We start from the raw sequence: 11,709 nt of genomic DNA, 5'->3' as shown, positions 1-11,709 counted from the left end.
GCGCGCGATCGCCCGCGGCCGCGCGCCGCGACGCCGCGCGACGACCATCTACGAACCATTGCAAGGGGAACCAACGATGCGCGATCTGACCGAAGTGGGATGCGAGGACCTCAAGCCGATCCAGGGCACGCCGATGCTGCTGGAAGTCGACACCGGCGCGGTGAAGGTCGCCGACTGGGCCGAACGCAACCAGCGCGAGATCGAACGCCTGCTGCAGGCCAACGGCGCGCTGCTGATCCGCGGCCTGCGCTTCCTCGGCAGCCAGCAGTTCGGCGCGGCGCTGTCGACGCTGTTCGGCGAGGAACTGATCCAGTACACCTACCGCTCCACGCCGCGCACCGAGCTGCGCGGCAGCGTCTACACCGCGACCGAATACCATCCCGACCAGATCATTCCCCAGCACAACGAAAACTCGTACTCCAACCGCTGGGCGATGCGCATCGGCTTCCTGTGCACGATGCCGGCCGCGCGCGGCGGCACCACGCCGATCTGCGACAGCCGCAAGGTGCTGGCCGAAATCCCCGACCGCGTGCGCGAGCGCTTCGAGCGCAACGGAGTGATGTACGTGCGCAACTACTCCGACATCGACATCCCCTGGACCGAGGTGTTCCAGACCGACGACCGCGCCCAGGTCGAGGAGTTCTGCGCGGCCAACGGCCTGCAGTGGGAATGGCGCGACGGCGAGCGCCTGCGCACCCGCCAGATCAATCAGGCCACCGCGGTGCATCCGGTCACCGCGGCCAAGGTCTGGTTCAATCAGGCGCACCTGTTCCACGTCACCAACCTCGAACCCGAGCTGCGCGCGAGCCTGCTCAGCGTGATGGAGGAAGCCGAACTGCCGCGCAACACCTACTACGGCGACGGCGAGCCCATCGACACGGCGGTGCTGGACGAAGTGCGCGCGGTCTACGAGCGCAACCAGATCAGCTTCGAGTGGCAGCGCAACGATCTGCTGCTGCTCGACAACATGCTGTACTCGCACGGCCGCGGCACCTTCGGCGGCAACCGTCAGGTGCTGGTCGGCATGGCCCGCCCGCACGAGGCCGCGGCATGAACGCCAACGCCTCCTCGCGCGGCGCGGGCGCGTGGCTGGTGCGCTGCTCGCCGCCGGCCGCGGGCGAGCGGTTGTTCTGCTTTCCCTATGCCGGCGGCAATCCGTACCTGTTCCGCGAGTGGGCGCCGCTGCTGGACCCGGGCATCGAACTGCTGGCGCTGCAGGCGCCGGGCAAGGGCGCGCGGATCATGGAAGCACCGTGCGCGCGCGTCGACGAACTGGTCGACGCCCTGCTGCCGGCGATCCGGCCGTTGCTGGACGAGCGGCCCTTCAGCTTCTTCGGCCACAGCAACGGCGCGCTGATCGCGTTCGAGCTGTCGTGCCGGCTGCAGCGGCTGGGCTTGCCGCGGCCGCGGCGGCTGTTCCTCGCCGGCAATCCCGCGCCGTGGACGCGCGAGCACACGCGCGACTATCTGAGCATGCCCGACGCCGAGTTCGTGCAGGTCCTGCGCGATCTGCAGGGCACGCCCGAGCAAGTGCTGGCCGACAACGACCTGCTGCAAGTGGTGATGCCCGGCCTGCGCGCCGACTTCGCCTTGAGCCAGAGTTACCGCTTCGAGCATCCCGAACCGCTCGATGTCGCCGCCGTGCTGATCCACGGCGACCGCGACAGCTTCGCGCTCGAACGCACCCAGGCCTGGCAGCGGCAACTGGCGCGCCCGGCCGAGCTGCACCGCCTGCCCGGCGGCCATTTCTTCCTCCACAGCCACCTGCGCGAACTGACCGCGCTGGTGAGCCGCACGCTGCGCGCGGACGCCGCCGCGCCCGCCATCGCCGAACAAGGAAACGCCCATGTCTGACGCCAACGACTCGCTGTACCTGCGCGAGGACGTCTACCTCGAACCGCTGGTCAACGGATGGTACGCCTGGCCCTATCTGCTGCCGCCGGTGACCGGCGCGCGGCACATGGTCCACACCCATCGCCGCATCATGAGCTCGTTCGTGAAGAACCATAAGCTGCACATGATGGCGGTGAAGCAGCCGGGCATGGCCGGCTCGGAATACCTGGACTGCAGCGAAGATCAGGTCGCCGACATCCGCGCCCTGGTCGAGACCATCGACACCGAACACGCCGACTTGGTCGAACTGTCGGACGCGGTGCGCGAACTCGACGAGCTGCTGCGCGAACACACCTCCGGCGAATCGATCGAGCCGCTGTACGAACGCGTACCCGAGCCGCTCAAGGGCTATGTCGAACTCAGCATGGACCTGGAGCACCGGCCGTCCTATCGCCTGATCGAAGGCCTGCTGTACCGCAGCAAGTACTACAAGCCCGCGCTGCAGAGCCTGTCGCTGGGCCGGCTCGACGCCAAGGGCGACCGCCCGTTCGTGATGAGCACGCCGCGCCTGCCGACCGAGCAGAACCTGCAGTTGAACGCGGACTACAACGACCCGCTGATCGATGCGCTGTTCCGCGCCCGAACCCAGCCCGTGAGCCGCGAACAGGCCGACGCGCTGTTCGCCGGCCGCGCCCGCCGCGGCGGCCTCGACCATCGCGAACTGTTCACCGAGCAAGCGCCGGCGCGTACGCACCAGCCGGTGGGCGAGGGCGTTCGCGTGCAGTACCTAGGCCACGCCGGGTTCCTGATCGAAACCGCGCAAGTGTCGATCCTGGTCGATCCGGTGATCGCTCCGCGCGGGGAAACCTTCGCCGAGGAAGTCATCAGCTTCAGCGAACTGCCGCCGCATATCGACTACATCTGCATCACCCATCACCACCAGGACCACGCCAACCTGGAAACGCTGCTGCAGCTGCGCCACAAGACCGGCAAGATCCTGGTCCCGCGCAACAACGGCGGCAGTCTGGCCGATCCCTCGCTGCGCCTGCTGCTGCGTCAGTTCGGCTTCGATGCGGTAGAGATGGACGACATGGAAGAGCTGCCGGTGCCCGGCGGCCGCATCGTCAGCATTCCGTTCCTGGGCGAGCACGGCGATCTCAATGTGCGCACCAAGGCCGCGTGGTTCGTCGAACTGGAAGGCCGGCGCGTGCTGTTGGCGGCGGACTCGTCCAACCTGGAGCCGCGCATGTACCGCCACATCGCCGACCAGCTCGGCGCGCTGGACATCATGGCCATCGGCATGGAGTGCGTCGGCGCGCCCTACACCTGGCTTTACGGCGCGCTGCACACCAAGCTGGTCAGCCGCAAGATCAAGGAATCGCGGCGCCTCAACGGCTCGGGTTACGAACAGGCCAGCCGCATCGCCGAGATGCTCGAGCCCTCGCGCATCTTCCTGTACGCGCTGGGCCTGGAGCCCTGGTACAAATACTTCATGGGCATCGAGTACGACGAGCATTCCGCGCAGATGGTGGAAACCGGGCAAATGCTCGAGGCCTGCGAACGCAAGGGCATTCCGGCCGAACGCCTGTACGGCAAGAAGACGGTGATGCTGTGACCTCGCCCCGCGCGCGGGCGCAGGCTCGCGCGCGGCCGGGACGCGGTGTGCCGGCGCTCATGAATCCCGATTCCTCCGCGCCGCGCCCGGTGCGCGGGCGCGGTCGATGAGGCAGGCTGTAGCGGCGCGATAGCCGCATCCGTCGCCGCCGCGAAGCGGCGCCCGCGGTTGTCGCGCGGCGGCCCGCGGCGTTTTCGCGCGGCGGCCTCTCTGCCTGCCGGGCCGACCGGCTCCGCCACCGTCGAGAGAATCGTCCCATGACGCTCGAATGCATCAACCCCAGCGATCTTCCGCCTCAGCAAAGCTACACCCAAGTCGTCGTCGCGACCGGGACCAAGCTGGTGTTCGTCGCCGGCCAGGAGCCCGAAGACCTGCAAGGCAATCTGGTCGGCCCCGGCGATCTCGCCGCGCAGGCCCGTCAGGTGTACGCCAACCTCGGCCGCGCCCTCGCGGCCGCGGGCGCCCGGCCCGAGCAAGTCGCGAAAATCACCATCTACGTCGTCGGCTACGACCGCGATACCTGCCTGCCGATCATCGAGGCGGCGCGGAAAATCCTGTTCGGCGATCACAAGCCGGCCGACGTCGTGCTCGGCGTGTCCTCGCTGTCGCCGGGCTACCTGATCGAGGTCGATGCGATCGCGGTCTTGGACTGAGCGCGCCGCTCAGTCTTCGTAGACGAGCGCAACGAAGTCCGCGAACGACGGCGCGAGCGGCAGCAGGTACTCGGCCTCCAGCGCGTCGGCCACCGTGCCCTCCCAATCCTCGTCTTCCGGCTCCATCTCGTGGTCGAGGAAAAACACTTGTCCGGCCTCGTCGCCGGACAAGGCCAGGCCGATGGGATTGCCGCCATGGTCGCGCAGGATCCAGAGGAAATCCTCCGGCTTTTTCCAATGCGGCGCGCGCCATTGCGACAGCAAGGAATAGTCGTCGAGGTCCTCGCGCAGACCGCCTACCGTGTGCACCCGGCCGGCCCATTCGCCGGTGGACCATTTGAACGAAGGCTGCGACGCCATGTAACCGCCGCCGCACAGCGACAGGAACGCGCGGTAATCCGGCGGCAACGCGTGGCCCAGCGTTCGCTCGAACCCGGCGATATCGGCCTCGCTGGCCGGGGCATGGCCGAAGCCGCTGAGGGCGGCGATGAATGCCTGCAGTTCCATGGGGCCTCGTTCGCAAGCGTTGAATGTGCGCCCACGTCGGAAACGGACGTAGACAGGTCGAAATGTCCGGCTGATGCAGCTACTCGAAGCCGTCGGATGTTATCCCAAGCGCATGTCGCGGCGTTTTCGCCCCGATGTCCGTGCGCGACCGGGTTGCGTCGGGGCACTGCGCCGGCATCGGGTTCGTCGGCCGGCTCCAGGGCCAACGCATGGCGAAGAAGGCGCTTTCGCTGCGGCGGACGAAGACAGGCCATGGCTCTTGAGCGGTTGCATCCTCGAGTAAGCGCGCCGGCGACGCGGGCGCCTTGAGCGCCGGCGCGGATTCCATCGCATAATCGCCGCTGCGATCGAAAGAGCAGGGCAACGGCGTGTACGAAAACCAAGTCTGGTATCCGCAAAGAGTCGGTGCCAAGCGCAAGCGGCCGGCTTCGAACGCTCGCGGCGCCCGCGCCCGCGCGCATCGCTGAGCCCGCGACGATGACGCAGACACCGACCCTCCTGGTCTGCACCGCCAAGGATCAGGACGACTGGCGACGCGCGGTCTCGGCGCTGCTGCCCGAGGCTATCGTGCGCACCGGCATCGACGCGCCGCCTTGCGATTACGTGATCGTGTGGAAGCCGCCGGCCGAACTTTTCGCCGCGCAAACGCGGCTCAAGGCGATTTTCTCGCTGGGCGCGGGCGTCGACGGCCTGCTGGCGATGCCGGCCTTGCCCGCCGATGTCCCGCTGGTGCGGATGGAAGACGGCGGCATGGCCCCGCAGATGATCGAGTACGCCTTGTACGTCGCGCTGCGCCGGTTGCGCCGTTTCGGCGACTACGAGCGCAGCCAGGCGCAAGCGTCCTGGTCGCCGCGGCCGGCGCGCCCGCGCGGCGACTTGCGCATCGGCGTGTTGGGGCTGGGCGTGCTCGGCGGAGAGGTGGCCCGCGCGCTAGCGCAGTTCGGCTTCCGCGTATCGGGCTGGAGCCGCACGCCGAAATCGATCCAGCATGTCGCCTGCGAATCCGGCGACGCGGGCCTTACGCGCATGCTGGCGCACAGCGAAGTGTTGCTGGTGTTCCTGCCGTCGACGCCGGCGACGCAGGGTCTGATCGGCCGCGATTTTCTGCGGATGCTGCCCGCTGGCGCGTGCATCGCCAACCTGTCGCGCGGCGAGATACTGGACGAAGCCGCCTTGCTCGCCGCGCTCGACGACGGGCGCATCGACGAAGCGCATCTGGACGTCTTCGCGCACGAACCGCTGCCGCCCGCGCATCCGCTTTGGCGGCATGCGCGCGTCCGCGTCACCCCGCACATCGCCGCATTGACCGATCCGGTCATCGCCGCCGAGCAGGTCGTCGGCAAGATCCGGCGGTTGCAGGCGGGTTTGCCGATCACCGGCGTGGTCGATCGCCGCCAGCGCTACTGAGACGCCTCGCGCCGCCGAGCCGGCGGCCGCGAGACGAGCGGGGCGGCCGAATCCGCTAGACCTCGAAAACCGAATCAGGACGTTTCCCGTGCGGATCGCAACTGCCGATCCCATTTCTTCGCGCTTCGGGACAGCGGCAGCAGGCAGGCGTGGATTTCCTCGCCCAGCGGGGTCGCGGCATAACCGTCGTCCCGCTTGGCCACGAGTCCGGCCTCCCTGAGTTCCTTGAGCCGCGTGTTGAGCACGGCGGGCGAGATCGTCTCGCACGCCGCTTCCAGGTCGCGGAACGTGCTCGGGCCGCGCTCGTTCAAGGTCCACAGCACGCCCATCGCCCAGCGCCTGCCCAAAAGATCGAGCAGCGCCATGATCGCGCTGCCCGAGCGCGAGCCGCGCACGGGCTGACCCGGCCTCGGAATTTTGGCCATATCGTCGTTCTCGCTTGTACCGGAATCGGTCGGCTGCTATGTTTTTCATAGCAACGGAGGCGCCATGGTACAGGCAACGCTCTACATCGGCACCAAGAACGCTTCCAGTTGGGCGATGCGCGCTTGGCTCGCGCTGAAAGCGTCGGGCTACGAATTCGACGAAGAACTGGTCGACATCCGCCGGCCGCAGCGCTTCTTCAATTTGGCGCGCATCGGCCGGCTGGCGCCGCCGGCGAGCGTGCCGGTGCTCGACACCGGGCGCACTGTCGTTTACGACTCGCTGGCGATCATGGAATTCGCCAACGACGTCAGCGGCGGAAAACTGCTGCCCGCCGACATCGAAGCCCGGGCCGAGGCCCGCGCGCTGGCCGCGTGGCAACACGCAGGCTTGTCCGCGATCTGCCGCCGGATCTCCTTCGAAAGCGCCTTCTACCCGTTCAAGCGCGCGCTGTCCGCGGCCGAGCAAGAGCAGGGCGGCAAGCTGTTCGCCCACTACGAGGCGTTGCTGAACCGCTACGGCGGCCCGTTCCTGTTCGGATCGATCTCGCTGGCCGATTTCATGCACGTCCCGACTGTGTTGCGGCTGCTCAGGCACGACCTCGACCTGGAAAACAGCCCGAACGCGCGGGAATGGGCGAAGAGGCTGCTGGATCGGCCGTCGGTGCGCGAATGGATCGACGAGGCCGACCGGCTTCCCCATATCTGGTACGACGATTATCTGGAAGGCGCGACTTGGCCGGTGCGGGTTCAGGGCGATAGCCGCGCTTAAGATCTGTCCGGACCGTTGGATCGAGCGGCCCGGCTAGCGGTCGCCGAACTTAAATCCCGCGCTCAACGCGACTGAGGCGTTTACCGCCAGCAGGACCGATCCGCTCGGCCCACGGAAAAGAAAAGAGCGAGCGGCAAGAGAAAGAAAGCAGCGGATCGATTCTTCACTCGAAGGCCTCCATTGCCCGGCGGTTCCGGCACATACCTTTTGCGTCTGAGGATGGCGTCCGGCATGAACAGGCAAGCAGGGCAGGGATAGTCGGGCACTGCGATCGTCCGTCGTTCGACCGGAAAACGTGAGCACTCGTCTGTCTTGCTGCGTTGGACGTCGCCTCGGGGCGGGCACCGGCGTCGGAATTCTCAAGGATTTTCTTTCGCCGAGAGGCTTCGAGAGTCTCGCCGCTAATGCGAGTACTAATTTCCGCGGCTTCGCCACATAGTGGCTCTCGACCCGATACGGGTTCGACAACCCCTCGATTCGCTTAGTCGGCATCCCTCCGCGATGCCGCCTCGCTTGCGCGCGACTTCGAGCACGAAATTCACTGCGTGGAGGTTGCTCTGTGTTCTATAGCGGGCTTTTGATGGTTCACGCGATCAGCATGTTCGCGGCATTGCTGTTGTTCGTGGCGAGCGAGTTGTTGCTCATCCGGGCCAGGCGAGGACTTGCCAGTTCCGCGAAAACCGCGCTGCGCACCAGCCGCATCGCGGGGGTCCTGATCATGATCGGACTCTTGTGCGGCGTTGTGCTGTTTTTCATCGGAGGATGGACGTTCACTCCCTGGTTGATAGCGTCTTTGGTACTGATCGCGGCGTTGGTCGTCGTGGATCATCAGTTGCTTCGCCCTTGGCAGGTGCGAGCGGATTTGATCCTGCTCGGCTCGGCGTCCAGCGCGGACGTGATTCGGCTGGCGCGCGATTCGCGGGCGCTTCTCGGACGTTTGTCTTCGATCGCCCTCTTCGCGCTCGTCGCGGCGGTGATGATCTTGAAGCCGAAGTTCGTCGTTTAGATCGCGGCTGGATCACGGCGCGATCCATCTCGGTCCAATAGCGAGGAAATATGGGCAAGATTGTCGTCACTGCATTCACCAGCGCCGACGGCGTCGTCGAGTCTCCGGAGAAATGGTCGTTTCCTTATTGGAACGACAGGATCGAACAGTTCAAGAATGAAGAGCTGGCATCTTCCGAAGCTCAACTGCTGGGCCGCAAGACGTATGAAATTTTCGCGGACGCGTGGCCGTCCAGGACGGGTTATTACGCGGATCGGCTCAACCGAACCGACAAGTACGTCGTCTCCGGAACGCTGGAGCGCGCGCAATGGCGCAACACCGAGGTCCTCGCTGGAGGAGACCGGTTGAACGCGGAGATCGGTCGGTTGAAAAGCCGTTACTCCGGCGATCTGCTCGTGCACGGCAGTCATACGCTCGTTCAGAGCCTCGTGCGGCAAGGGCAGGCCGATGAATACCGGATGCTGGTATATCCGCTGATGCTCGGCGAGGGGCGTCGCATGTTCGAATCGGGGCGCGCCGACCTCGAGTTGGTCCGTTCGACCGAGATGGGCGGCGGCGTAGTCCTGCTTATCTATCGCCGTTCCGCCGCCTGACGAAATGCCTGTGCTGCGCCTTCGGCAAGCCCGTGTCGATGCAGGGGGGCATTGCGCGCCGGTGCCGCGATGGAAAGTGCGCATAGAAAATCTGCCCTCGCTTGATCCATCGTCGTCCAACAGATCGCCGCGGTTTCGATCGCGCCATTGCGATTCAACGCCCCGCAAACCTTCAGCAAGAGGAATCGATGAAAATCCGTCACGCCCTTTTAGCGCCCGCCCTGATCGCTTTGCTTTTTTCCTGGGCGAAGCCGGCGTCCGCCGAAACTTGGCTCTGCGACAACGATCGCTCGGCCAGTCAGTATCCGAACTGCCGCAACGACAGATACGACATGGCCTATCGCAGCGGCCAGCGGGGAGATCTCAACGGCGACGACCGAATCGGCCGAATCGGAAGCTATCAATGGATGTCTGATTCGTCCAAGTATTATTACTACTACGCCTATCTGGCGAACAGGGATTTCACCGCGCCCAACGCGCTGTACACGCGCTGGGATACCGCATGGAGATTCCTGGCATGGGTCAATCAGAACACCGCGCCGAGCGGTTGGAACTACCTGGGCAGCGGCTGGAGCAGTGGCGTCGCCGTTAGTGGCAGCAACAATGGAATGGCCGGCGCGGACGGAATGAGAGGGGACTACACCAACGGCACTTTCGCGTCCCCAATGGCGTCCGCCGCCCCAAAAACTGCGTCCGAGGCCGCGTGCGGAATTTACAGCCGAATCTCTGCCGATGTGCGGGACATTCAGAAGAAGATGCTGGATTCCATCGATCATTACCGCACTCTCAGCGGAGCGTTCGATATCTATTTTTCGAACGTGGAACAAAGCGATTTCGTGGAGTTCAAGATTTCTCGAGCCGAAAGATGGAGTATGGTCGACAAGGTCGATGCGAAGGGGATGGTCGAGTCTTTTCGCTCGAACGGGGCGACGCTGCTGAGCGTCGGCGCCGATAAGGCCAGCTATCGGGCGCAACCGGTATTCATGGGCGCCGCGCCGTTGGGCCCCAGGGCTTATTACAACCAGAATTGCGAACCGGTCTACGTACAGCGACAAGATCCCGTCGCGGCTGGCTACGCCAATGAGGTCGCGCTGCCGCAGAACTACGCGTTCTGGCTGTCGAACCCGGGCGCTCGCGTTCTGCGCAAGGAGCGAATCCTCGGCCGCGACGCGGTCGTGGTCACCGGTCTGCACGACCCGTATCTGCGCAAGAAGCTCAACGCTGCGCGTTTCACGATGTGGGTCGACGATGCGACCGGGGTTCTGCTCAAGCTGGTCGGAAACAGCGCCACGGGCAAACAGGCCTACTTCATCGAGGTGCACGATTTGAAGTTCGATGAGCCCCTGCCGACTCCGGCTGCGATTGCGGCGTTGGCCGACTGATCGCCCCCAAGAACCGCTGAAACGACGATCGTCCCATCGCGTGACCTCGCGATGGGACGACTGTGTCGAGCCCGATCGCCCCAGAAGCGGCAATCGCCTACTGGCGGGATGAGCGTCGATGGGCGCCGAGGAGCGCAGGACTTCGACGGTCCCGGCGCACAGCCGCAGGCTCGATACGCGATCTGCATCGGCCGGCGCAGCGCTCGCAAGTACGGGCGAGCCGAAAGAATTCATTGCCTCCGCTAAACGGATGGCCGCATTGGCGTAAAGGACAATCGGAAGGCGCGCGCAAAGCCCTGCCTGCGTGGACGTCCATTAGACAATCAGCGATACGTTGCGGCTCGCGGCCACGAATCGCGGCCTACGTCGTTGTGCCTTGCAGCATAAAACTCCGCATCGCAGGCCTTGCCGCAGGCGCTTCCTTCGTTCTTCGCGCAATCGATTGCATCTCGGCGAATTTTGCGGTTTCATGCCCGCTGTGGGGCTCAGGGCGGAATGCATCTCCGCTGGATCGAATCGACGCAGCTAGCCGCCGGCGCATCCGACCGCGGGGCCATGCTTCGAAAGATTTGTTTGAGCGAACTTTCGATTATGGCTTCAGGAAGCGCAGATGAGCTTTATGAACCCGAAGATCACGCGAAGAAACGCGATCCGCACCGCCGCGATGGCCGGCCTCGGACTCGCCGCGGCCGCCGTCGCGCCTGGGATGGCCGCCGCCGGCCCGCCAGAAAACAAGCTCAAGGGCAGGCTGAAGCAATCCGTCTGCCGCTGGACGCTCCCGAAGCAATCGGTCGACGAGCTTTGCCGGACGGTGAAGCGCATCGGCTTCAACGCGATCGACCTGGTCGGCCCGGAAGACTGGCCCACTTTGAAAGCGCACGGCGTGGTCAGCTCGATGTGCAACGGCGCGGAGCTCGGCTTGAAGAAGGGCTTCGCCGCCACCGAGTTCCACGATGAACTGGTCGAGCGCTACACCCGTCACATCGATCTGGTCGCCGACGCCGGTTATCGCAACCTCATCTGCTTTTCCGGCAATCGCAACGGCATGGATCCCCGGCAAGGGTTGAGCAACGCCGAGGCGGGGATCAAGCGCATTCTCGGGCATGCCGAAAAGCGCGGCGTCGTGCTGGTGATGGAGTTGCTCAACTCCAGGGTCGACCACCCCGACTATCTGTGCGACCACTCCGCGTGGGGCATCGAATTGTGCGAACGGATCGGTTCGGACCACTTCGGGCTGCTGTTCGACATCTACCACATGCAGATCATGGAAGGCGACATCATCGCCAGCATCCGCAAGCACCATTCGTTCTTCAAGCACTACCACACCGCGGGCGTGCCCGGTCGCCACGAGATCGGCGCGAACCAGGAACTCAACTATCCCGCGATCTGCCGCGCGATCCGCGACACCGGTTTCGACGGCTATCTGGCGCAGGAATTCACGGCCGAAGGGCCCGATCCCGTCGCCTCGCTGCGCGAGGCGATACGCCTCTGCGATGTCTGAAACAGACTCCACCCGGGA

Annotated in this window: 12 protein-coding genes; 10 read left to right on the top strand and 2 right to left on the bottom strand. The window is 65.2% G+C overall.

The window, feature by feature from the left end:
* The first annotated feature begins 76 nt into the window (after positions 1–76).
* The 4 genes from J5226_RS17310 to J5226_RS17295 all read left to right on the top strand — a co-directional run bounded on the left by J5226_RS17310 (position 77) and on the right by J5226_RS17295 (position 4,101).
* Complete coding sequence (locus J5226_RS17310) at positions 77–1,054, top strand: TauD/TfdA family dioxygenase (protein WP_215835672.1); 978 nt, start codon at positions 77–79, stop codon at positions 1,052–1,054.
* Complete coding sequence (locus J5226_RS17305) at positions 1,051–1,854, top strand: thioesterase domain-containing protein (RefSeq protein WP_215835671.1); 804 nt, start codon at positions 1,051–1,053, stop codon at positions 1,852–1,854. Before J5226_RS17310 ends, J5226_RS17305 begins: the two co-directional genes overlap by 4 nt.
* Positions 1,847–3,448: an MBL fold metallo-hydrolase gene (locus J5226_RS17300; protein ID WP_215835670.1), complete on the top strand. Its 1,602-nt coding sequence runs from the start codon at positions 1,847–1,849 to the stop codon at positions 3,446–3,448. The genes J5226_RS17305 and J5226_RS17300 overlap by 8 nt, the downstream gene beginning before the upstream one ends.
* A gap of 257 nt (positions 3,449–3,705) precedes the next feature.
* A complete protein-coding gene (locus tag J5226_RS17295) occupies positions 3,706–4,101 on the top strand; it encodes a RidA family protein (RefSeq protein ID WP_215835669.1) in 396 nt (131 codons plus the stop codon).
* Positions 4,102–4,110: 9 nt separating this feature from the next.
* On the opposite strand, the gene J5226_RS17290 is transcribed toward J5226_RS17295, so the two are convergent.
* Positions 4,111–4,608, bottom strand: a complete 498-nt coding sequence (locus J5226_RS17290; RefSeq protein WP_215835668.1) for an SMI1/KNR4 family protein — start codon at positions 4,606–4,608, stop codon at positions 4,111–4,113.
* A gap of 477 nt (positions 4,609–5,085) precedes the next feature.
* On the opposite strand from J5226_RS17290, the gene J5226_RS17285 reads away from it, so the two are divergent.
* A complete protein-coding gene (locus J5226_RS17285; RefSeq protein WP_215835667.1) occupies positions 5,086–6,015 on the top strand; it encodes an NAD(P)-dependent oxidoreductase in 930 nt (309 codons plus the stop codon).
* A 74-nt stretch (positions 6,016–6,089) separates the two neighbouring features.
* On the opposite strand, the gene J5226_RS17280 is transcribed toward J5226_RS17285, so the two are convergent.
* Positions 6,090–6,440: a helix-turn-helix domain-containing protein gene (locus J5226_RS17280; RefSeq protein ID WP_215835666.1), complete on the bottom strand. Its 351-nt coding sequence runs from the start codon at positions 6,438–6,440 to the stop codon at positions 6,090–6,092.
* Between J5226_RS17280 and J5226_RS17275 the strand changes: the two genes are divergently transcribed.
* The 5 genes from J5226_RS17275 (at position 6,433) to J5226_RS17255 (ending at position 11,691) form a co-directional block, all read left to right on the top strand.
* Complete coding sequence (locus J5226_RS17275) at positions 6,433–7,209, top strand: glutathione S-transferase family protein (protein WP_215835665.1); 777 nt, start codon at positions 6,433–6,435, stop codon at positions 7,207–7,209. The two genes, J5226_RS17280 and J5226_RS17275, sit on opposite strands and share 8 nt — an antisense overlap.
* A 598-nt stretch (positions 7,210–7,807) precedes the next feature.
* Positions 7,808–8,215, top strand: a complete 408-nt coding sequence (locus J5226_RS17270; protein WP_215835664.1) for a hypothetical protein — start codon at positions 7,808–7,810, stop codon at positions 8,213–8,215.
* A gap of 50 nt (positions 8,216–8,265) precedes the next feature.
* A complete protein-coding gene (locus tag J5226_RS17265; protein WP_215835663.1) occupies positions 8,266–8,808 on the top strand; it encodes a dihydrofolate reductase family protein in 543 nt (180 codons plus the stop codon).
* Positions 8,809–8,996: 188 nt separating this feature from the next.
* Positions 8,997–10,190, top strand: a complete 1,194-nt coding sequence (locus J5226_RS17260) for a hypothetical protein (RefSeq protein WP_215835662.1) — start codon at positions 8,997–8,999, stop codon at positions 10,188–10,190.
* A gap of 706 nt (positions 10,191–10,896) precedes the next feature.
* Entirely contained in the window at positions 10,897–11,691 is a 795-nt protein-coding gene (locus tag J5226_RS17255; RefSeq protein WP_255323125.1) for a TIM barrel protein, read from the top strand.
* Positions 11,692–11,709: the final 18 nt, after the last annotated feature.

The organism is Lysobacter sp. K5869 (assembly GCF_018847975.1).
GTDB lineage: Bacteria > Pseudomonadota > Gammaproteobacteria > Xanthomonadales > Xanthomonadaceae > Lysobacter.
The sequence above is the reverse complement of the archived record's forward strand: the minus strand, read 5'-3'. Positions and strand labels throughout refer to the sequence as shown.

Excerpts from the sequence above, each read along its gene's own strand:
- J5226_RS17305 (WP_215835671.1), top strand. The coding sequence starts at position 1,051 with ATGAACGCCAACGCCTCCTCGCGCGGCGCGGGCGCGTGGCTGGTGCGC.
- J5226_RS17270 (WP_215835664.1), top strand. The coding sequence starts at position 7,808 with ATGTTCGCGGCATTGCTGTTGTTCGTGGCGAGCGAGTTGTTGCTCATC.
- J5226_RS17260 (WP_215835662.1), top strand. The coding sequence starts at position 8,997 with ATGAAAATCCGTCACGCCCTTTTAGCGCCCGCCCTGATCGCTTTGCTT.
- J5226_RS17295 (WP_215835669.1), top strand. The coding sequence starts at position 3,706 with ATGACGCTCGAATGCATCAACCCCAGCGATCTTCCGCCTCAGCAAAGC.
- J5226_RS17255 (WP_255323125.1), top strand. The coding sequence starts at position 10,897 with ATGGCCGCCGCCGGCCCGCCAGAAAACAAGCTCAAGGGCAGGCTGAAG.
- J5226_RS17300 (WP_215835670.1), top strand. The coding sequence starts at position 1,847 with ATGTCTGACGCCAACGACTCGCTGTACCTGCGCGAGGACGTCTACCTC.
- J5226_RS17310 (WP_215835672.1), top strand. The coding sequence starts at position 77 with ATGCGCGATCTGACCGAAGTGGGATGCGAGGACCTCAAGCCGATCCAG.
- J5226_RS17290 (WP_215835668.1), bottom strand. The coding sequence starts at position 4,608 with ATGGAACTGCAGGCATTCATCGCCGCCCTCAGCGGCTTCGGCCATGCC.
- J5226_RS17285 (WP_215835667.1), top strand. The coding sequence starts at position 5,086 with ATGACGCAGACACCGACCCTCCTGGTCTGCACCGCCAAGGATCAGGAC.
- J5226_RS17265 (WP_215835663.1), top strand. The coding sequence starts at position 8,266 with ATGGGCAAGATTGTCGTCACTGCATTCACCAGCGCCGACGGCGTCGTC.
- J5226_RS17280 (WP_215835666.1), bottom strand. The coding sequence starts at position 6,440 with ATGGCCAAAATTCCGAGGCCGGGTCAGCCCGTGCGCGGCTCGCGCTCG.